Source organism: Pseudomonas sp. SJZ079, assembly GCF_007993865.1.
GTDB lineage: Bacteria > Pseudomonadota > Gammaproteobacteria > Pseudomonadales > Pseudomonadaceae > Aquipseudomonas.
Map to the genome: position 1 here is coordinate 104374 of NZ_VIUH01000014.1, position 21434 is coordinate 125807.

Below are 21434 nucleotides of genomic sequence, written 5' to 3' on the forward strand. Positions count from 1 at the left end.
CGTCTCGGGCGGACTTTAGAAACAGAAAACCCTCGGAGACAATATCTTCCGAGGGTTTTTCTTTTCCGGCCCAGGCAGGGCAAACCTTTCAGCTCAATCCATCAACACGCTAAGCGAACGGCTTGGCCCGAAGTCCCTTTTTCTTGCCTGAGTATGCTCAGGAGAGGAAGCCACCGTCGACATTCAGGGATACGCCGGTGGTGTAGCTGGAGGCGTCGCTGGCCAGGTACAGCACGGCTCCGGCCATTTCGCTCGGGTCGGCTACGCGCTTCAGCGGGATGCGCTGCAGAGCCAGGTTGAGAATGGCGTCGTTCTTGGTCAGCGCCGAGGCGAACTTGGTGTCGGTCAAGCCGGGCAGCAGGGCGTTGCAGCGGATACCGAACTGCGCACACTCCTTGGCGAAGACCTTGGTCATGCTGATCACCGCGGCTTTGGTTACCGAGTAGATGCCTTGCATCTCACCCGGACTGACGCCGTTGATCGAGGCGACGTTGACGATGCTGCCGCCGCCGTTTTCCTTCATCAGCTTGCCGCCTTCGATGGACATGAAGTAATAGCCGCGAATGTTCACGTCGACGGTCTTCTGGAAGGCCGACAGGTCGGTCTCCAGGACATTGCCGAACTGCGGGTTGGTCGCGGCGTTGTTGACCAGGATGTCCAGACGACCGAACTGCTCGCGGATCTGCGCGAACACGTTGCTGATCTGCTCCATTTCGCCGATATGGCAGGCAATCGCGGTGGCCTTGCCGCCGTCGGCGATGATGGCGTCGGCGACACCCTGGCAGCCGTCGATCTTGCGGCTCGAGACGATCACATGGGCGCCTTGCTGGGCCAGCAGTTTGGCGATGGCCTCGCCAATGCCGCGGCTGGCGCCGGACACGAACGCGATCTTGCCGTCGAGGTCGAACAATTGGGTCTTGGACATGCGGTTCCCCTTCTTCAAAAGGTGCTGAGTTCGCGCCCGGTGCGGCTAGTCGATTTATTCAACCTGCCACGGGCCATTTAATTACAGCTGCGACTTGTTGATGACCTGCAGGCTCATCTGCTCCAGCAGTTTGTTCATTTGAATGAACTGCGCGAAGCGTTTGTCCTGGGTCTGGCCGTGGTAGTAGCGGTAGTAAATCTGCTGCACGATACCGGCCAGGCGGAACAGGCCGTAGGTGTAGTAGAAGTCGATGCTCTTGATCTCGATGCCAGAGCGTTCGGCGTAGTAGTCGGCGAACTCCTGACGGCTGAGCATGCCAGGCGCATTGCTCGGCTGACGACGCATCATTTGCACCGGCGCCGGGTCATCAGCCTCGATCCAGTAGGCAAGGGTGTTACCCAGGTCCATCAGCGGGTCGCCGAGGGTGGTCAGCTCCCAGTCCAGTACACCGATGATCTGCATCGGGTTCTGCGGGTCGAGGATCACGTTGTCGAAGCGGTAGTCGTTATGCACGATGCTCGGCTTGTGATGGTCGGCCGGCATCTTGTCCTTCAGCCAGGCCTTGACCGGCTCCCACAGCGGCGCATCCGGAGTCAGGGCCTTCTCGTAACGAGCGCTCCAGCCGCCGATCTGGCGCTCTACATAGCCTTCCGGCTTACCCAGGTCGCCGAGACCACAGGCTGCGTAGTCGACGTTGTGCAGCTCGACCATCTTGTCGATGAAGCTCTTGCACAGCTGGCGGGTCTTGTCGGCATTGAGGTTCAGCTCGGCCGGCATCTCGGAGCGCAGGATGATGCCGTTGACCCGTTCCATTACATAGAATTCGGCGCCGATCACCGATTCGTCCGTGCAGTGCACATAGGCTTTCGGGCAGTAGGGGAAGGCCTCGTACAGCTGGTTGAGAATGCGGTACTCGCGGCCCATGTCATGGGCGGATTTGGCCTTGTGGCCGAACGGCGGGCGCCGCAGGACGAACTCCTTGTCGGGGTATTCGAGCAAGTACGTCAGGTTCGAGGCACCGCCGGGAAACTGGCTGATCCGTGGTTCGCCAGTCAGGCCCGGAATGTGGGCCTTGAGGTATTGGTCGATGATCGTGGCGTCGAGTTCTTCGCCTTCGCGGATGCGGGTGGACTGGTCAGTAAGCGCCATGCTTATCCCTTCTGCTTATGATGGGGGCCCAATATTATTGGCTAATCTAATGCTGCACCTGTGCGGTCACAAGCAATACACGCCGTTATAGGCGGGCGTGTTGCTGCACAATCAAGCTGCCTGATTCGTCGTGGAGGTACGTCGCCCCTGTGGCAGGTTGAATGTGTCTACTTAGGCGTCGGAGATCCCTGGCCGAGGGTGACGTTTCTCACCATAGCTCGTTATCACCCGCGTGGCGTCCTGTCGCGAAACCTCAGTCGTCGGTCTCGAGTTAACCCTCCGGCCACTTCGACAGGCGAAAAAAAACCGGAGCGCAGGACTCCGGTTTTTCTAGCAGCTGATGTGCCGTGGCGCTTAGGCCGGGAACAGTTCGCCCAGCTTCATCGCCAGCATCATGTCGCCTTCGGCGCGCAGCTTGCCAGCCATGAAGGCCTGCATGCCGTCGGTTTCGCCGCTGGTGATGCCTTTCAGGGTTTCGGTGTCCATGATCAGGGTCACGTTGGCATCCGGATTATCACCTTGCTGTACGTCGCAGGTGCCGTCTTTGACGACCAGGTAGTGGTTTTCGCCGTCTTCGATGTTGAACTGAAATACCAGGTCCAGGCCCGCAGCGGCACCGGCGTTGAACTTGGAGTGCATGGTTTTGACGATGTCTGCAACGCTCATGGTTTCTTCCTTTATTTTCAGGTTTCTCGCGCCCTAGCGAGCGCTAAGTGGGCCGGTACTCAGCGATAGGTGATGAGTTCCGGCGCCTTCGACAGCTGTAAATGCACATGGCTGTTGAAGGAAGCCAGGCTCACTTCGCGACCACGAAACTTCAGGCAGCTTAGTGAGGTGTTAACAATTTGCCAGTTCAGCTCGAAGGCCTTGTCCGCCGGCACGCCGGTGATCAGGTGCAGCAGTGCGGTGATGGTGCCGCCGGACGTGAATACCGCAATATTCTGCTTGCGCTCGGCTTGCTCGAGCAGCCGTGTCAGGCCACCTTGTACCTGCTCGACAAATGCTTGCCAGCTTTGTAGGTCGGGCTTGTCGTATTCGCCGGAAATCCAGCGGCCGATCAAACGGGCGAACAGGCGCTGGAACTCGGCTCGGTTCTGCGCGGCATTGCGCAGGATGTGCAGGGCCTCGGGCTCTTCGGGAAGCAAATCGGGGAGCAGGGCGCGGATCACCGCATCGGCATCGAACTCGTTGAAGGCGGCATCGACTTCAAGTGACGGCACCTGCATGCCAGCGCTCTTCAACTGGCTCAGTGCGGCATTCGCAGTGTGTTGCTGGCGGCGGAGATTGCCACTCAGGCTGCGGTCGATACGGATGCCGAGCTGGCTCAGGTGCGCGCCCAGCACTTCGGCCTGGCGGATTCCGATGGGCGAGAGCACATCGTAATCGTCGGCGCCAAAGGAGGCTTGGCCATGTCGAATCAAGTAAATGCTGCCCACGTCCGCCGATACCCCGGTACAGTGAAAGTTTCGCGAGGGTATGAGGATCGCCTGGGCCTGTCAACGGAAAAACATACGCTTGTTTGAATCGCTTGGTTGCGACTACTGCCGCTTACCTGGCAACTGGTCGGCAATCCATGGCACCGGTATGCTTGGTCGCTACGAGCGCTGCTCAAGGCTGGGCGCGGGCATCTGAACGAGGAGAAGTCGTGGAGTTTTTTGCGGAATATGCGAGCTTTTTGGCCAAGACGGTGACCTTGGTGGTCGCCATTCTGGTCGTGCTGGTGGCGGTTGTTGCGGTGCGCGGCAAAGGTCGGCGAGGCAGCGGGCAGTTGCAGGTGCACAAGCTTAACGACTTCTACAAACAGCTGCGCCATCAGCTGGAGCACTCTGTGCTGGACAAGGAGCAGTTGAAGGCGCGGCACAAAGAGGAAAGCAAGGCGGAGAAGCTCGCGAAGAAAATCGGCTCGCACAAGCCGCGGGTCTTCGTGTTGGACTTCGATGGCGATATCAAGGCTTCGGCCACCGATAACCTGCGCCATGAGATCACTGCCGTATTGAGCCTGGCAAAGCCACAGGATGAAGTGGTGCTGCGCCTGGAAAGCGGTGGCGGTATGGTGCACAGCTATGGCCTGGCGTCTTCGCAATTGGCGCGGATTCGTCAAGCCAATGTGCCTTTGACTGTCTGCATCGATAAGGTCGCCGCCAGCGGCGGCTACATGATGGCCTGCATTGGCCAGAAGATCATCTCCGCGCCGTTCGCCATTCTCGGCTCGATTGGCGTGGTCGCCCAGTTGCCTAATCTGCACCGGCTGCTGAAAAAACATGACATCGACTTCGAAGTGCTCACCGCTGGCGAGTACAAGCGCACCCTGACGATCTTTGGCGAGAACACCGAGAAGGGCCGGGAAAAATTCCAGGAAGACCTGGAAACCACCCACGCACTGTTCAAGAACTTCGTCGCCCGTTATCGCCCGCAGCTGAATATCGATGAGATAGCCACCGGTGAAGTCTGGCTGGGCCTGTCGGCTCTGGAGAAGGAGCTGGTCGATGAGCTGAAAACCAGCGACGAGTACCTCGCCGAGCGCTCCCGGGAAGCTGAGCTGTTCCACTTGCACTATGCCGAGAAGAAAACCTTACAGGAGCGCGTGGGTTTGGCGGCCAGTGTGGCGCTGGATCGTTTTGCACTGAACTGGCTGAGTCGCCTGAATCAACAGCGTTTCTGGTGACCAGCCTTTAGTCATGGGGGATCGAGATGGGTAAGTTCACAGCACTGCAAGTCCGTGAGGGTGCAACGGGGGAGTTCGAACAGTCGATTGTCCAGCGCGACACCACAGAGCTGCCTGCCGGCGAGCTGCTGATTCGGGTCCACTACTCCTCGTTGAACTACAAGGACGCGCTTTCGGCCAGCGGCAACCGTGGCGTGACCAAGCACTTCCCGCATACGCCGGGGATCGACGCTGCAGGTGTGGTGGAGGCGTCCAGTGTGAGCGAGTTCAGTGCTGGCGATGAGGTGATAGTCACCGGCTACGACCTGGGCATGAACACCGCTGGTGGTTTCTCCCAGTACATCCGCATACCCGCCAGTTGGGCGATCAAGCGCCCACAGGGGCTGTCGTTGCGCGAGGCAATGGTCCTGGGTACCGCCGGCCTGACGGCAGCCTTATGCGTCGACAAGCTCGAGCAGGCTGGGGTGGCAGTAGATGCCGGGCCGATCCTGGTGACGGGGGCCACGGGTGGGGTGGGCAGTATCGCCGTGGCCTTGCTGGCCAAGCTCGGTTATAGCGTGGCGGCTTCTACTGGCAAGGCGGAGCAGGGTGAGTTTCTCAAGCGCCTGGGTGCTCAGCAGATTGTGCTGCGTAGTGAGCTGCAAGAAGGCGTGGAACGGCCCATGTTGAAAGAGCAATGGGCTGGCGCGGTGGATACCGTCGGTGGCGACATCCTCTTCAATGTAGTCAAGTCACTGCGTTATGGCGGCAGCGTGGCCTGTTGTGGGCTGACTGCTGGGGTCGGGTTCAAGGCCAGCGTCCTGCCGTTTATCCTGCGGGGAGTTAACCTGCTCGGGGTTGACTCGGTCGAGCTGCCGCTCGTGGTCAAGGCGTCCATGTGGGACAAGCTATCGCTGCAATGGAAACTCGATGGTCTGGACCCGCTGGTTACGGAAGTTGGCCTGGAACAACTGCCCGAGGCGATCGGCCAGATCCTCGCCGGCAAGTTGGTGGGCCGGGTGCTGGTCCGCGTGGACTGAGCTGGTTACCCGGGCCGTTCGTGTTTTCAGGCGCGGGAAACAACCAGCCCCGCATTCGCGGGGCTGGTTGTTGGCTAGTCAGTCACTCAGTGTTGGCGACGGCGGAACAGTGGCTGTGGCTGGTCGGTGGCGGCCTGGTAGACCTCATCGAAGTCATTCAGGCTTTCCAGTGCCTCGTACGGATCACGGTCCGGGCGAATGGCATAGGCATCGAAGCCGCAGCGCTGCATGAAGAACAGCTGGTCGCGCAGCACATCGCCGATGGCCCGCACTTCGCCCTTATAGCCGTAACGTTCACGCAGCAGGCGAGCGCTGGAGAAGTGGCGGCCGTCGGCGAAGTTGGGGAAGTTCAGGGCGATAACCTGGAAATGAGCGAGGTCGTCAGCAATTTCTTCGACCTCCTCGTCGGCGTCCAGCCATACACCTAACCCGCCGTCACGGGCTTTCAGGGCATGACCGTGATCGCGCCACAGCTGCAGCGGGACGATCAAGTCGTCGCAGTTGGACAGGCCGTCCAGCGTTGCGTCCTTGTCCAGCAGGTGCCAGGTTTCGTCGATGACTTGATGGTTCTTAATGATTCGCTGCATAGACGCGCTCCTTGAAGGGGTCGATACCGATACGGCGGTAGGTGTCGATAAAACGCTCGTCTTCGGTGCGCTGTTCAACGTAGACCTTGATGACTTTCTCGATCACGTCTGCCATGTCGTCCTGGGCGAACGAGGGGCCGAGGATCTTGCCCAGGCTGGCATCACGGCTGGCACTGCCACCGAGGGAGACCTGGTAGAACTCCTCGCCTTTCTTGTCCACGCCGAGGATGCCGATATGGCCGACATGGTGATGGCCGCAGGCGTTCATGCAGCCGGAGATGTTCAGGTCGACCTCGCCGATATCGAACAGATAGTCGAGATCTTCGAAACGGCGTTGAATGGCTTCGGCAATCGGGATCGACTTGGCGTTGGCCAAGGAGCAGAAGTCACCGCCCGGGCAGCAGATGATGTCGGTCAGCAAACCGATGTTCGGTGTGGCGAAGCCGTTGTCGCGCAGCTCGCCCCACAGCTGGAACAGCTGGCTCTGCTCGACGTCGGCGAAAATGATGTTCTGTTCGTGGGAGTTGCGTACTTCACCGAAGCAGTAACGATCGGCCAGATCGGCAATCGCGTCCAGCTGCTTGTCGGTGACGTCGCCCGGCGCTACGCCAGTAGGCTTGAGCGACAGGGTCACGGCGACATAACCCGGCTTCTTGTGGGCCGCGGTGTTGCGTGCACGCCAGCGAGCGAAGCCCGGGTGTTCGGCGTCCAGTGCGGCGAGCGCTGCACTCTGGTCTTCCAGGGCCTTGTAGCTGGGGTCGACGAAGAACTGCGAAACCCGCTGCACTTCGGCGTCGGTGAGGGTGGTGGGGCCATCTTTCAGGTGAGCCCATTCCGCCGCGACTTTTTCCGCAAAGACCTCAGGGGTCAAGGCTTTGACCAGGATCTTGATGCGCGCCTTGAACTTGTTATCGCGACGACCGTAGCGGTTGTACACACGCAGGATGGCGTCGAGATAGCTCAGCAGGTGCTGCCACGGCAGGAACTCGTTGATGAAGCTGCCGACGATCGGCGTACGACCCAGGCCGCCACCGACGGAGACGCGAAAGCCCAGTTCGCCGGCGTCGTTGCGTACCGCCTCGAGGCCCACGTCATGCACTTCGATGGCCGCACGGTCGCTGACCGCGCCATTCACGGCAATCTTGAATTTACGCGGCAGGTAGGCGAATTCCGGGTGGAAGGTCGACCACTGACGGATGATCTCGCACCAGGGGCGCGGATCGATCAACTCATCGGCGGCGACGCCGGCGAACTGGTCGGTGGTGGTGTTGCGGATACAGTTGCCGCTGGTCTGGATCGCATGCATCTGCACGGTCGCCAGTTCGCCGAGGATATCGGGAATGGCTTCCAGCTCCGGCCAGTTGAACTGGACGTTCTGCCGGGTGCTGATATGCGCGTAACCCTTGTCGTAGTCGCGGGCAATCTGCGCCAGTTTGCGCACCTGAGTCGACGACAGCAGGCCATAGGGCACGGCGATGCGCAGCATCGGCGCGTAGCGCTGAATGTACAGGCCATTCTGCAGGCGCAGCGGGCGGAATTCTTCGCCACTCAGCTCGCCAGCCAGGTAGCGGCGGGTTTGATCACGGAACTGCTTAACGCGGCTCTCGATGATATGTTGATCGTACTGGTCATATACGTACATGAACTGTCCTGTAGTCAGGCTGCTTACTGTCTCTCAGCGCGCACGGCCGCGCACTCCTCGCGGAGCGTGGGCACGATACCAGCTCAGTGTTATGCGCAAAAGTGAAGCTTTCGCATATGTGCAGATCGTTTAGTTCTAAGTGGGGTTAAAGGCATAACCGCAGTGCTTGAGCTAGTTGCCGACCTGGTCTTAACTGCACAGGCGAACCAACCATAAGCATAAATAAAGGGCCAGCCAATGACCGATCTTTCCGAATCCGACAAGCGCGACAGTGTTGTCGATGCCCGCGCGATCTTTGCGCTGATCCTGATTGCCGTAGCCACGGCGGTATTTTGGGTCAGTCAGCATTAATTAGCGTGTGCCGTTTCAAGCTGGTGCGAGGTGACTGGTGCCAGCTATTTATTTGTCTGTTGGGCAGTGGGGGGCTGACGCACAGGTCCTTTGCCTGGAACCTTATTTTATTGTTGCTGCTGATGCGCTTCGCTGCCTGTCGGTGTGCCGATGTGCGTCGTTGTGGATGGCCCGCGCCGCTTGCCCGGAGCTGCTGCGATGATTTCGAAACAACTCCAGGTTTCACTTCTTCGATAAGTCCTATCCCGATCCTTGCGAACGTCCCTGGAGCATTGACGGTGTTCCGGATCTGGCCCGACGTGTGTTCGCTTAGAGCGCACTAACCTGCCGTCAGGCTGCCCAAGACTCTTGTCGTAGAGCGGTAATACGATGGTCGTATGGCTCAAATAGGGCGCTGCAGCTACAAAATGCACCCATAGAAAAACAACTATCCATCGAGGTATTTCTGATGAGTGCTGCGTTCCTGTATCCCGTGCGCCCCGAGGTGGCGGCTCAGTCGTTGACCGATGAGGCTACCTACAAAGCCATGTACCAGCAGTCGGTGATCAATCCCGATGGTTTCTGGCGTGAGCAGGCCCAGCGTCTCGACTGGATCAAGCCGTTCAGCAAGGTCAAGCAGACCTCCTTCGACGATCATCACGTCGACATCAAGTGGTTCGCCGACGGCACCCTCAACGTTTCCTACAACTGCCTGGACCGTCACCTGGAAGAGCGCGGCGACCAACTGGCAATCATCTGGGAAGGCGACGATCCGTCAGAGCAACGCAACATCACCTACCGTGAATTGCATGAACAGGTGTGCAAGTTCGCCAACGCGCTACGCGGTCAGGACGTGCATCGTGGCGATGTAGTGACCATCTATATGCCGATGATCCCGGAGGCGGTGGTGGCCATGCTCGCCTGTACCCGCATCGGCGCCATTCACTCGGTGGTGTTTGGCGGTTTTTCTCCCGAGGCGTTGGCGGGGCGCATCATCGACTGCAGGTCCAAGGTGGTGATTACCGCCGACGAAGGCCTGCGGGCCGGCAAGGCGACGCCACTCAAGGCTAACGTCGATGACGCCCTGACCAACCCGGAAACGGCCAGCGTGCAGAAGGTCATCGTGTGCAAGCGCACCGCTGGCGAGATCAAGTGGAATCCGCACCGCGATATTTGGTACGAGGAGCTGATGAAGGTCGCCGGCAGCGTGTGTGCGCCGAAGGAGATGGGCGCCGAAGAGCCGCTGTTCATCCTCTATACGTCCGGTTCCACCGGCAAGCCGAAGGGCGTGCAGCACACCACCGGCGGTTACCTGTTGTATGCCGCACTGACCCATGAGCGAGTCTTCGACTACAAGCCTGGCGATATCTACTGGTGCACCGCCGACGTCGGCTGGGTCACCGGTCATAGCTACATTGTCTACGGGCCACTGGCCAATGGGGCGACCACTCTGCTGTTCGAGGGGGTGCCGAATTATCCGGACATCACCCGGATGTCGAAAATCATCGACAAGCATCAGGTGAATATCCTCTACACCGCGCCGACCGCAATCCGCGCGATGATGGCCCAGGGCGATGCTGCGGTGCAGGGGGCCGACGGCAAGAGCCTGCGCTTGCTCGGTTCGGTCGGCGAGCCGATCAACCCGGAAGCCTGGAACTGGTACTACAAGACCATTGGCCAGGAGCGTTGTCCGATTGTCGATACCTGGTGGCAGACCGAAACCGGCGGCATCCTGATCAGTCCGCTGCCGGGCGCTACTGCGCTCAAGCCAGGCTCGGCGACCCGTCCGTTCTTTGGCGTGCAGCCGGCATTGGTGGATAACCTGGGCAACCTGCTCGAGGGGGCCACCGAGGGCAATCTGGTGATTATAGATACCTGGCCGGGCCAGGCGCGTACCCTGTACCGCGACCATGATCGCTTCGTCGACACCTACTTCAAGACCTTCAAGGGCATGTACTTCACCGGCGACGGTGCGCGTCGCGACGAGGATGGTTACTACTGGATCACCGGTCGGGTCGACGACGTGCTCAACGTGTCCGGTCACCGCATGGGTACCGCCGAGATCGAGAGTGCCATGGTGGCTCACCCGAAAGTCGCGGAAGCCGCGGTGGTGGGAGTACCCCATGACATCAAGGGGCAGGGTATTTATGTCTACATCACCCTCAACAGTGGTGAGGAGCCCAGCGAACAACTGCGCCAGGAGCTGAGGAACTGGGTGCGCAAGGAGATCGGTCCGATCGCTTCGCCAGATGCGATTCAGTGGGCGCCGGGACTGCCTAAGACCCGCTCGGGCAAGATCATGCGGCGGATACTGCGTAAGATTGCCAGCGCCGAATACGATGCCTTGGGCGATATTTCCACCCTGGCCGATCCGGGTGTAGTGCAACACTTGATCGATGCACACCGGGCTATGCAGGCTGCCTAAGCTACATCTCCCTTAATAAGCGCCCTGCTTCGGTATACAGCCGAGGCGGGGCGTTGTGTTTTACGGGGCGTTAATTTGCCGAAACCATCTGACGGGCATCTGAGCTGGCGTAGCGATCGCTCATGCTCAAGCGATGGGTTGGCGGCAGATATCCTGGAATTGGCTAATTATCGATGAATATGGTGTTTGGTCATCCGCAAGAGTTGTCACCGAGGCAGGTAACAGCCTGCAGGGAAGTGGGGCGTGGGGGAACGTTTTCGTTCGGCGTCATCCAGTCGCTGCTGTCGCCATGAATAATAAAAAGTGCTGTAAGGTCCTATAAATAAGGGTTCTATAAAAAACGGCGCGTTAATTGCTTTTATCATCTGTTACCCGTCTTTTTCGTCTCCGCATATTTTGCGGGGGCTGTCAATGCGCCTTCCTGGTGCGCTCTGGTGTTTTGTAATTACTTGTCGCATTGAGGAAATATCGACTTTCGGCCTGTCGCTAGAATGCGCCACACCCAGTCGGAGGCTTTTGTGGTCTGCGTGACACGCAGAATGACCGCAGCTTTCCCCAGGCTTTATGTGCGGTTGGGGCGTGCGCATCGGCATGCGTGCACTGCCATCCACAGCCATTCCCATTCGAAGGAGTCACAAGATGAAGAAGATTGCACTTCTCGGCGCACTGGCGTTATCCGTGCTGTCACCGCTGACCATGGCTGAAGAAGCCAAACCTCTGCGTATCGGCATCGAAGCGGCTTACCCACCGTTCGCCTACAAGACTCCGGAAGGCAATATCACGGGTTTCGACTACGACATCGGCAACGCCCTGTGCGAAGAGATGAAGGTCGAGTGCAAGTGGATCGAGCAGGAGTTCGATGGTCTGATCCCAGCCCTGAAAGTACGCAAGTTCGATGCCGTACTGTCCTCGATGACCATCACCGAAGATCGTCTGAAGTCGGTGGACTTCTCCAAGAAGTACTACCACACCCCGGCCAAACTGGCGATGAAGGCTGGCACCGAGATCAATGATCCGCTGGTCGATTTGAAAGGCAAGAAGGTCGGCGTGCAGCGTGCGTCCATCTATGACCGTTATGCCTCCGACGTGTTCGCTCCAGCTGGCGTAGAAGTGGTGCGTTACAGCTCGCAGAACGAGATTTTCCTCGACCTGACTGCCGGTCGCCTGGATGCCACCCTGGCCGACGCTGTGAACATCGATGACGGCTTCCTCAAGACCGACGCCGGTAAAGGCTTCGCCTTGGTCGGTCCGGATTTCAAAGAGCAGAAGTACTTCGGTGAAGGCGCCGGTATCGCCGTGCGTAAGGGCGACAAGGCGCTGGCCGACAAAATTACCGCAGCCATCGCCGGCATTCGTGCCAACGGCAAATACAAGGAAGTACAGGACAAGTACTTTGCCTTCGACGTTTACGGCGAGTAAGCGTTTTCCACTGAAAGTGGCGCGAGCGAGTGACCTGTAGGTTGGTTAGTTAACTCGAGTTCGGATGACTGAGATTCTGCGCTAAGTTGCGGCGAGTCCGGCTATGGCCAGCAGCCGCGATGCAGCTGGGCGTTGGTCGCCGAAAATTGACTAATTGAACTAGCCTCATAGGTCAGTGGTTGACGCGCAATTCCTGCCACTTTTTCGTTGTACTCTTCGGCGCCGCCCGGCGCCCGCATGAGGTACTAGAGCATGCTGATAAGCTACGGCTCGACCATTCTCGAAGGTGCCTGGCTCACCCTGATGTTGGCCCTCTCCTCGGTGGCGGTGGCGATTTTCCTGGGTCTGTTGGGCGCGGCATTTCGTCTTTCGCCGATCAAGTGGCTGGCACTGTTGGGTGAAACTTACGCCACTGTGGTTCGCGGCATTCCCGATCTGGTGCTGATCCTGCTGATCTTCTACGGCGGTCAGGACATGGTTAACCGCGTGGCACCGATGTTCGGTTATGACCAGTACATCGACATCAACCCGTTTATCGCCGGTGTGTTCACCATGGGCTTCATCTTCGGAGCCTACCTCTCGGAAACCTTCCGCGGCGCCTTTATGGCGATCCCCAAGGGGCAGAGCGAGGCGGGCGCGGCCTATGGCATGAGCGGTATGCAGGTGTTCTTCCGGGTGCTGGTGCCGCAGATGATCCGTTTCGCCATCCCCGGGTTCACCAATAATTGGCTGGTGCTGACCAAAGCCACCGCCCTGATTTCCGTGGTCGGCCTGCAAGACATGATGTTCAAGGCGAAAAGCGCGGCCGACGCCACGCGGGAACCCTTCACCTTTTACCTGGCGGTCGCGGCCCTCTATCTGGTGCTGACCAGTGTGTCGCTGCTGGCCCTGCGCTTCATCGAGAAACGCTACTCGGTCGGCACCAAAGTCGCCGATCTGTGAACATGGGAGCGAACGCATGATCTTCGACTTCAACGTGATCTGGGAAAGCCTGCCGCTGTACTTGGGCGGTGTACTGGTGACCCTGCAACTTCTCCTGATTTCCTTGGCTGTTGGCCTGGCGATGGCGATCCCGCTGGCGCTGATGCGGGTGTCCAAGTCACCGCTGGTCAACTTCCCGGCCTGGCTCTACACCTATGTGGTTCGCGGCACGCCGATGCTGGTACAGCTGTTCCTGATCTATTACGGCCTGGCCCAGTTCGAAGCGGTGCGCGACAGCGTGATGTGGCCGTACTTGTCCAATGCGACCTTCTGCGCCTGTTTGGCCTTTGGCATCAACACCAGTGCCTACAGCGCAGAAATTCTCGCCGGCAGCCTGAAATCCACGCCGCCTGGCGAGATCGAAGCGGCCAAGGCGGTGGGTATGTCGCGCTTCAAGTTGTACCGGCGCATCCTCCTGCCGTCGGCCTTGCGTCGGGCGCTGCCGCAGTACAGCAACGAAGTGATCATGATGCTGCACACCACCAGCCTGGCGTCGATCGTTACCCTGATCGACATCACCGGTGCCGCGCGTACAGTCAGTTCGCAACACTACCTGCCGTTCGAAGCGTTCATCACCGCCGGTCTGTTCTACCTGTGCCTGACCTTCATCCTGGTGCGCCTGTTCAAGCGGGCAGAACGCCGCTGGCTGGTTTACCTAGCGCCGCGAAAGGCCTGAGGAGGGCACGATGCAGCGGATCGAGCACATACTGCCCTGGGGCTGCCCCGGTACCGAACGCCGCTTGAGCGTGTTCCGTTTCGGCAGCGGTTCGCGCAAAGCCTATATCCAGGCTTCCCTGCATGCCGACGAGCTGCCCGGTATGCGGGTCGCCGTCGAACTCAAGCGACGCTTGCGTGAAGTGGAGAGCCAGGGTCGCCTGAACGGGGTGATCGAACTGGTGCCGGTGGCCAACCCGATTGGCCTGGCGCAGGTCTTCCAGGCCACTCAGCAGGGCCGTTTTGAAATGGCCAGCGGGAAGAACTTCAACCGCGATTTCTTCGCGTTGGCCGAGGCTATCGCACCCGCGCTGGACGGTTGCCTGAGCAGCGATGGGTCGAACAATGTGCGGTTGATCCGCGCGGCGATGCTCGAAGCGCTGGACTCCCTGCCGCTAGCCTCTTCCGAGCTGGAGGGGTTGCAGCGCTTGTTGCTCCAGCATGCCTGCGATGCCGATGTGGTGCTCGACCTGCACTGCGACTTCGAGGCGGTGGTGCATCTGTATGCGATCCCGCAGCACTGGTTGCAATGGCGCTCGTTAGCGGCGCGACTCAAGGCTGGTGCGGTGCTATTAACCGAGGATGGTGGCGGTAACTCCTTCGATGAAGCCTGCTCGCTGCCCTGGTTGCGGCTGGCGCGACGCTTTCCCGAGGCTGATATTCCGCTGGCATGCCTGGCCACCACCGTCGAGCTGGGCGGCATGGCCGACACCGACAAGTCGCAAGCCGAAGCCAGTGCCGAAAGTATTCTGGCGTTTCTCGCCGAGCAGGGTCTGATCGCCGGTGACTGGCCTGCAGTGCCTGCCGAGTGCTGCGAGGCCACGCCATTCGAAGGTGCCGAGTATGTCTATGCGCCCCATGCCGGGGTGGTCAGCTTCCTGCAACCGGTGGGCGCCCAGGTCAAAGTGGGTGATCCGCTATTCGAGGTAATCGACCCGCTGGGCGATTGCCACAGTACCGTCTGCGCATCGACTGACGGTGTGCTCTATGTTCGTGAACGGATGCGCTTTGCCCAGCCTGGTTTATGGCTGGCCAAGGTGGCCGGTCGTACCCCTATTCGCCAGGGTCGCTTGCTCAGCGACTGATTCAAGAGAGTGGAAACCATGTACAAACTTGAAGTTCAGGATCTGCACAAGCGTTACGGCAGTCACGAAGTGCTTAAGGGTGTGTCCCTGGCTGCAAAAGCCGGCGACGTGATCAGCATCATTGGCTCCAGCGGTTCAGGTAAGAGTACCTTTCTGCGCTGCATCAACCTGTTGGAGCAGCCCCACGGCGGCAAGATTTTGCTCAACGATGAAGAGCTGAAACTGGTGGCCAACAAGGAGGGCGCGCTCAAGGCCGCCGACCCCAAGCAGTTGCAGCGCATGCGCTCGCGCCTGGCCATGGTGTTTCAGCATTTCAACCTGTGGTCGCACATGAGTGCCCTGGAAAACGTCATGGAAGCGCCGGTGCATGTGCTGGGCCTGTCGAAGAAAGAGGCCTTGGAAAAGGCCGAGCACTACCTGAACAAGGTCGGTGTGGCGCACCGCAAGGATGCCTATCCGGCGCACATGAGTGGCGGCGAACAGCAGCGCGTGGCGATTGCCCGTGCCCTGGCGATGGAGCCCGAAGTGATGCTGTTCGATGAGCCGACCTCGGCGCTCGATCCGGAGTTGGTCGGCGAGGTGCTCAAGGTCATGCAGGACCTGGCCCAGGAAGGCCGCACCATGGTGGTTGTGACCCATGAGATGGGCTTCGCCCGCGAGGTCTCAAACCAGTTGGTGTTCCTCCACAAAGGTGTAGTGGAGGAGCGTGGTTGCCCGAAAGAAGTACTGGTCAATCCGCAGTCCGAGCGACTGCAGCAGTTCTTGTCTGGTAGCCTGAAGTAAGTGGCAGCGAGGTCTGTGCACCACGTTATGCCCCTAAAAGCCAACAGAGCCTAAACTGCCTACATGACTGCCAATCGAATCGGCTTCTTGCTGTGGTCCAACACCAAACCCATGACGTTGGCGTTGGCTGAGGAAGCGTTACGCGTCGCCCAGCGTGTCCACCCAGAGGTGGTCTACGAACTGTCATTCCTCCAGGCAGACGCGCCGGTCGACGGCGCGTGGCGTCTTCCGGGTGAGTCATGGGTCGGCAAGCTGGAGGGCTGTCAAAAGCTGTTTCTGCTCGCCGACGAGCCGCCAGCGCCGATGCCGCCTGCGTTGTCTGGCGCGCTTAAGCAACTGGTGCGCGCCGGCTGTGTGATTGGTGCGATATCCGCCGGGGTTTATCCGTTGGCCCAGTTGGGCTTGCTCGACGGCTATCGTGCCGCGGTGCACTGGCGCTGGCAGGACGATTTCACCGAACGGTTTCCCAAGGTTATCGCTACCAGTCACTTGTTCGACTGGGATCGCGACCGGCTGACCGCGTGCGGTGGTCTAGCCGTTCTGGATCTGCTGCTGGCGCTGCTGGCGCGCGATCACGGCGCCGAGCTGGCGGGCGCTGTGTCGGAAGAGCTGGTGGTCGAGCGCATTCGTGAGGGTGGCGAGCGCCAGCGCATTCCATTGCAGAATCGTCTGGGTTCCAGCCACCCGAAGCTGACCCAGGCGGTATTGCTGATGGAGGCGAATATCGAGGAGCCCCTCACCACCGACGAAATCGCGCAGCATGTGTGTGTGTCGCGGCGTCAGCTGGAGCGCATCTTCAAGCAGTACCTCAACCGGGTCCCCAGTCAGTACTACCTGGAGCTGCGTTTGAACAAGGCGCGCCAGTTGCTGATGCAGACCAGCAAGTCGATCATCCAGATCGGTCTGTCCTGCGGCTTCTCCTCCGGCCCGCATTTTTCCAGCGCCTATCGCAACTTCTTCGGCGCGACCCCGCGCGAAGACCGCAACCTACGACGTAGCAACAGCCCCTTTGAGCTGACCTCTACGCCGATTGAGCGCAGCTAACAACAAGACCCGCAAGCATCTGCGGGTTTTTTCTGGCCCAGCGATACAGCCTCAGTCTGGCTCGGCCTTGCGCGCAAACAGTGGATTGCCGCAGCGGTTGCAGAAGGCTGCATGCTGTTCGTGCGTGTTCTTCGCGCACACCGGGCAGGGGTGTGTGAGGTGTTCCTCGCCACTGCGCATGGCGCTGGCCAGCTCCGCGGTGAAAATGCCGGTCGGCACGGCGATGATCGAATAGCCGGTGATCATCACCAGCGTCGACAGTGCCTGGCCTAGTGGGGTTTTCGGCACGATGTCGCCGAAGCCGACGGTGGTCAGGGTCACCACCGCCCAATAAATTCCCTTGGGAATGCTGGTGAAACCATGCGTCGGACCTTCGATGACGTACATCAAGGTGCCGAACACCGTGACCAGGGTGGCGATACAGGCGAAGAACACGGTGATCTTCTGTTTGCTGCCGCGCAGAGCGGTGAGCAGGAAGTTGGCTTGGCGCAAATAGGGGCTGAGCTTGAGTACGCGGAACACCCGCAGCATGCGGATCACCCGGATGATCAGCAGGTACTGGGCATCCGGGTAGAGCAGGGTGAGCAGAGCGGGCAGGATGGCCAGCAAGTCGATCAGCCCATAGAAACTGAAGGCGTAGCGCAGTGGCTTGGGCGAGCAATACAGCCGCACCAGATATTCGGCGGCGAACAGGGCGGTGAAGCCCCACTCGAGGCTGGTGAACCACTGGTCGTATTGGCTGTGCACATCGTTGACGCTGTCGAGCATCACCACCACCAGGCTGGCCAGAATGGTCAGCAGCAGGTAACGGTCGAAACGTTGCCCGGCCGGCGTGTCGGTAAAGAAGATGATGATGTACAGGCGCTGGCGCCAATCGGGTGAATTATCCATGAGCGGGTCCTGAGGACTTCCTTTCTGCGCATTGGCGAGCAGCCTAGGGAGTTTTACCTACGCGGTGCAAGTGCTCCAGCTCACTCCTCGCGGGTGCGCCTGCTCGTCGTGTCGGTGGAACGCAGCAGGCGTTGGCCTGCGTTGATCAGCCAGCAGGCGAGGATGAATGGCATGGTTAGCGCCGGCAGGCCAAGGGCCGTGAAGCCAGGCTGCACGAGCAGGGCGAGGAGAATGCCCAGCAGTGGTGCCCAGGGCTGGCGATGTACTTGGCTCAAGGCAATGCCGGCCAGTGCGGCGTTATAACCATACAAGCCCGCCAGGGCGCTGTGCTGTGGCCAGCCCTGACAGAGCGCCAGGCTCAATCCGCCAGCCGATCCGAGCAATGCCCAGAGCGCTGCGCGGCGGTCAGCCAACAGTAACCCGCTCAGCAAGAAAAGGCCCGCCAGCGGTTGATCGAGAAAAATGACCTGCCCCAGTCCGCGCAGCAGCGCAGCCACGACATTCAGCCAGTCGAGGTCGCTTAGCAGGGGGAGGGGGCTGGGTTGCACCTGTAGCTGCAAGGGCGCTGCGAGCGATAGCAGAATCCAGCTGAGGGCGACGAAGGGAAAGGTGAAGGCTGGCAGCCAGTGGCGCTTACGCAAGCGTTGCATCCAGGGTGCCAGGATCAGGCTGGACAGGCCGCCAGTGACGATGATCAGCAACGGCAGGGTCGGCGACCAGGCGAAGGTCATGCTGATCAACATGCCGAGCAGGATGCCGTTATAGCCGTACAGGCCGATGTCGATATCGGTCTGGGGGTAGCCTCGTCGTTGTGCGGTGAGCATGCTGCTCAAGCCACCGAGCAGGGCGCCACCGAGCAATGCCGGCGCCCCGATGGCAATCGCCAGCAGCATCAGCAGGCCGCAGCCAGGATGGCTTTGCAGGAATATCTGGCTGAAGCCATTGAGCAAACCGATGAAGCCGCGTCGGGTGGAGGGAGGCAGAGGCAGGTGTTGCATGCTCGGTTAACCTGAATAAAAAGAGGCGCCCGCTATGTGAATAACGGACGCCTGCAAACTGGCCATGCCAGCGTGGGATTCATGTCGTATAGACCTTGAGTGGGTTAGGCGCCTGGTACCTAACGTCGGTCACATGCGCCAATGCGTTGCGCGGTAACCCACCAGGCGGACATAAATTTTCAGTTGCGACCTGGTGGGTTCGCAGTTGTGAGCGGCTAGAGCGAGATGTTGCGCGCGGCTAACCCACCCTCGGTTGCTTCACTGCAAGGTTTCGATGCGCAGGCTGTTGGTGCTGCCCGGTTGGCCGAAGGGTACGCCGGCGGTGATCACCACGGTGTCGCCGGTCTGGGCCATGCCCTGGGCCTGGGCGATGCTCAGGGCGGTGCTGGTGACTTCCTCGACTTCATGCAGGCGCGGGTTGACCACCGAGTAGATGCCCCAGGCGACGGTCAGGCGCCGTGCGGTGTGCAGGTTCGGGGTCAGGCTGAGGATCGGCGTCTTCGGCCGCTCGCGCGAGGCGCGCAGGCTGCTGGCGCCGGACTCGGTGTAGTTGACCAGCGCGGCCACCGGCAGGATCGAGCTGATGCGACGGATCGCGCAGCTGATCGCATCCGAGGCGGTGGCTTCGGCCTGGGGGCGGCTGACGTCGAGCTGGGCCTGGAAGTCCGGGCCGCTTTCCACCTGGCGGATGATCTTGCTCATCATCTGCACGGCTTCCAGCGGGTAGTCGCCGGAGGCGGTCTCGGCCGACAGCATCACTGCATCGGCGCCTTCGGCCACGGCGTTGGCCACGTCGGTGACCTCGGCGCGGGTCGGCGCCGGGGAGAAGCGCATAGATTCGAGCATCTGCGTGGCCACCACCACCGGCTTACCGAGCTGGCGGCAGGTGCGGATGATGTCCCGCTGGATGCGTGGCACGTTTTCCGCCGGCACTTCCACGCCGAGGTCGCCACGGGCGACCATGATCGCGTCGCACAGTTGGGCGATGGCTTCGATCTGCTGCACCGCCGAGGGCTTCTCGATCTTGGCCATGATGAAGGCCTTGCCCTGGATCAGCTCGCGCGCCTCGAGGATGTCCTCGGGGCGCTGGACGAACGACAGCGCCACCCAATCCACACCCAGCTCCAGGCCGAAGGTCAGGTCGCGGCGGTCTTTCTCGGTCAGCGGGCTGAGTTGCAGCACCGCCTCCGGCACGTTGACGCCCTTGCGGTCGGACAGCTCGCCGCCGGCGATCACCTGGGTGTCGATGGCGTCGCTATGCTTGGCGGTTACCTGCAGGCGCAGGCGGCCGTCGTCGAGCAGCAGGTTCATTCCCGGCTGCAGCGCTTCGATGATTTCCGGGTGCGGCAGGCAAACCCGGCGGGCGTCGCCCGGAGTGGGGTCCAGGTCCAGGCGCAAGGCCTGGCCGCGCTCCAGGTTGACCTTGCCGTCTTTGAACCGGCCGACGCGCAGCTTCGGTCCCTGCAGGTCCATGAGGATGCCGATCGGCGTGTTCAGGCGCTGCTCCACTTCACGCACCCAGTGGTAGCGCTGGGCGTGGTCGGCGTGCTCGCCATGGCTGAAGTTGAGGCGGAACAGGTTGACCCCGGACTCGACCAGCTGGCGGATGTCGTCGATGCCGTTGATCGCCGGGCCGAGGGTGGCGAGGATTTTTACTTTCTTGTCGGCGTTCATTGGGCAGGGTCCTTTAGGATCAAAATGGCGCGGAAATCGTTGACGTTGGTACGGGTCGGCCCGGTGACGATCAGTTGCTCGAGGGCGGCGAAGTAGCCGTAGCCGTTGTTGTTGTCCAGCTCGTCGCTGCTGCTCAGGCCCAGCGCCGCGGCGCGGGCATGGCTGTCGGGGGTCATGATGGCGCCGGCGTTGTCTTCCGAGCCGTCGATGCCGTCGGTGTCACCGGCCAGGGCATAGACCCCGGGCAGGCCCTTGAGGCTGTCGGTCAGGCTGAGGAGGAACTCGGCGTTGCGCCCGCCGCGGCCGTTGCCACGCACGGTGACCGTGGTTTCGCCGCCGGAGAGGATCACGCACGGCGCCTTGAGCGGCTGGCCGTGCAGCAGCACCTGTTTGGCGATGCCGGCATGCACCTTGGCCACCTCGCGCGATTCGCCCTCCAGGTCGCCGAGAATCAGGGTCGGCAGACCGGCGGCCTCGGCCTTGGCGGCGGCGGCATCCAGCGCCTGCTGCGGCGTGGCGATCAGCTGGAAGTGGCTGCGGCTCAGGCAGGGGTCGCCCGGCTTGACCGTCTCCGAACGCGGGTCCTGCAGCCAGGCGCGTACATTGGCCGGGATCTCGATGCTGTAGCGGGCGAGAATCGCCAGGGCCTGCACCGAGGTGGTCGGGTCGGCCACCGTCGGCCCGGAGGCGATCACCGTGGCTTCATCGCCCGGCACGTCGGAGATCGCGTAGGTGTACACGCTGGCCGGCCAGCAGGCCTTGGCCAGACGCCCGCCCTTGACCGCCGAGAGATGCTTGCGCACGCAGTTCATCTCGCCGATGGTCGCGCCGGACTTGAGCAGCGCCTTGTTGATCGCCTGCTTGTCGGCCAGGGTGATGCCCTCGGCGGGCAGGGCCAGCAGGGAAGAACCGCCGCCGGACAGCAGGAAGATCACCCGGTCGGACTCTTGCAGGTTGCTGACCAGTTCCAGCACGCGGCGGGCGACCCGCTCGCCGGCGTCGTCCGGTACCGGGTGGGCGGCTTCCACCACCTCGATCTTCTGGCAATGGGCGCCGTGCTCGTAGCGGGTCACCACCAGGCCGGAGACTTCCCCTTGCCACTC

General features: G+C 60.8%; 19 protein-coding genes. 9 read left to right on the forward strand and 10 right to left on the reverse strand.

The window, feature by feature from the left end; all coding sequences use genetic code 11:
* Nucleotides 1-157 precede the first annotated feature (157 nt).
* The 4 genes from FBY03_RS14140 to FBY03_RS14155 form a co-directional block, all read right to left on the reverse strand.
* Nucleotides 158-925, reverse strand: a complete 768-nt coding sequence (locus FBY03_RS14140) for an SDR family oxidoreductase (protein ID WP_147173008.1) — start codon at nucleotides 923-925, stop codon at nucleotides 158-160.
* A gap of 81 nt (nucleotides 926-1006) precedes the next feature.
* Nucleotides 1007-2074, reverse strand: coding sequence for a phosphotransferase family protein (locus FBY03_RS14145; RefSeq protein WP_147173009.1), 1068 nt, complete (start codon nucleotides 2072-2074; stop codon nucleotides 1007-1009).
* A gap of 354 nt (nucleotides 2075-2428) precedes the next feature.
* Nucleotides 2429-2740, reverse strand: coding sequence for an SCP2 sterol-binding domain-containing protein (locus tag FBY03_RS14150; protein WP_147173010.1), 312 nt, complete (start codon nucleotides 2738-2740; stop codon nucleotides 2429-2431).
* 59 nt (nucleotides 2741-2799) lie between these two features.
* A complete protein-coding gene (locus tag FBY03_RS14155) occupies nucleotides 2800-3510 on the reverse strand; it encodes a histidine phosphatase family protein (RefSeq protein ID WP_147173011.1) in 711 nt (236 codons plus the stop codon).
* Between the two features lie 209 nt (nucleotides 3511-3719).
* Between FBY03_RS14155 and sohB the strand changes: the two genes are divergently transcribed.
* Nucleotides 3720-4739, forward strand: a complete 1020-nt coding sequence (sohB, locus tag FBY03_RS14160) for a protease SohB (protein ID WP_147173012.1) — start codon at nucleotides 3720-3722, stop codon at nucleotides 4737-4739.
* Between the two features lie 26 nt (nucleotides 4740-4765).
* On the forward strand, nucleotides 4766-5758 hold the full coding sequence (locus FBY03_RS14165) for a YhdH/YhfP family quinone oxidoreductase (RefSeq protein ID WP_147173013.1): 993 nt from the start codon (nucleotides 4766-4768) through the stop codon (nucleotides 5756-5758).
* Nucleotides 5759-5844: 86 nt separating this feature from the next.
* Here FBY03_RS14165 and FBY03_RS14170 read toward each other — a convergent pair whose 3' ends face one another.
* Both FBY03_RS14170 and FBY03_RS14175 read right to left on the reverse strand, forming a co-directional pair.
* Nucleotides 5845-6345: a DUF934 domain-containing protein gene (locus FBY03_RS14170; protein ID WP_147173014.1), complete on the reverse strand. Its 501-nt coding sequence runs from the start codon at nucleotides 6343-6345 to the stop codon at nucleotides 5845-5847.
* Nucleotides 6329-7987, reverse strand: coding sequence for a nitrite/sulfite reductase (locus FBY03_RS14175; protein WP_147173015.1), 1659 nt, complete (start codon nucleotides 7985-7987; stop codon nucleotides 6329-6331). Before FBY03_RS14175 ends, FBY03_RS14170 begins: the two co-directional genes overlap by 17 nt.
* Before the next feature lie 799 nt (nucleotides 7988-8786).
* Between FBY03_RS14175 and acs the strand changes: the two genes are divergently transcribed.
* The 7 genes from acs to argR all read left to right on the forward strand — a co-directional run bounded on the left by acs (nucleotide 8787) and on the right by argR (nucleotide 16768).
* A complete protein-coding gene (gene acs / locus FBY03_RS14180; RefSeq protein WP_147173016.1) occupies nucleotides 8787-10742 on the forward strand; it encodes an acetate--CoA ligase in 1956 nt (651 codons plus the stop codon).
* Nucleotides 10743-11381: 639 nt separating this feature from the next.
* Nucleotides 11382-12161 (forward strand): ABC transporter substrate-binding protein, encoded by a 780-nt coding sequence (locus FBY03_RS14185; RefSeq protein ID WP_147173017.1) that lies wholly within the window; start codon nucleotides 11382-11384, stop codon nucleotides 12159-12161.
* A 252-nt stretch (nucleotides 12162-12413) separates the two neighbouring features.
* Nucleotides 12414-13103 (forward strand): ABC transporter permease, encoded by a 690-nt coding sequence (locus FBY03_RS14190; RefSeq protein ID WP_147173018.1) that lies wholly within the window; start codon nucleotides 12414-12416, stop codon nucleotides 13101-13103.
* A 16-nt stretch (nucleotides 13104-13119) separates the two neighbouring features.
* Complete coding sequence (locus FBY03_RS14195; RefSeq protein WP_147173019.1) at nucleotides 13120-13818, forward strand: ABC transporter permease; 699 nt, start codon at nucleotides 13120-13122, stop codon at nucleotides 13816-13818.
* Nucleotides 13819-13828: 10 nt separating this feature from the next.
* On the forward strand, nucleotides 13829-14941 hold the full coding sequence (locus FBY03_RS14200; RefSeq protein ID WP_147173020.1) for a succinylglutamate desuccinylase/aspartoacylase family protein: 1113 nt from the start codon (nucleotides 13829-13831) through the stop codon (nucleotides 14939-14941).
* 18 nt (nucleotides 14942-14959) lie between these two features.
* A complete protein-coding gene (locus tag FBY03_RS14205; RefSeq protein WP_147173021.1) occupies nucleotides 14960-15724 on the forward strand; it encodes an ABC transporter ATP-binding protein in 765 nt (254 codons plus the stop codon).
* Between the two features lie 63 nt (nucleotides 15725-15787).
* Entirely contained in the window at nucleotides 15788-16768 is a 981-nt protein-coding gene (argR, locus tag FBY03_RS14210; RefSeq protein WP_147173022.1) for a transcriptional regulator ArgR, read from the forward strand.
* Nucleotides 16769-16819: 51 nt separating this feature from the next.
* Here argR and FBY03_RS14215 read toward each other — a convergent pair whose 3' ends face one another.
* From FBY03_RS14215 to FBY03_RS14230, 4 genes are all read right to left on the reverse strand, one after another.
* A complete protein-coding gene (locus FBY03_RS14215) occupies nucleotides 16820-17659 on the reverse strand; it encodes an ion transporter (protein ID WP_147173023.1) in 840 nt (279 codons plus the stop codon).
* Between the two features lie 80 nt (nucleotides 17660-17739).
* A complete protein-coding gene (locus FBY03_RS14220; protein ID WP_147173024.1) occupies nucleotides 17740-18657 on the reverse strand; it encodes an urea transporter in 918 nt (305 codons plus the stop codon).
* A 258-nt stretch (nucleotides 18658-18915) separates the two neighbouring features.
* Nucleotides 18916-20331, reverse strand: a complete 1416-nt coding sequence (gene pyk / locus FBY03_RS14225; RefSeq protein ID WP_147173025.1) for a pyruvate kinase — start codon at nucleotides 20329-20331, stop codon at nucleotides 18916-18918.
* Nucleotides 20328-21434 (reverse strand): glycerate kinase (locus tag FBY03_RS14230; protein WP_147173026.1); only part of this gene is annotated, 1107 nt, incomplete at its 5' end. The genes FBY03_RS14230 and pyk, both read right to left, overlap by 4 nt.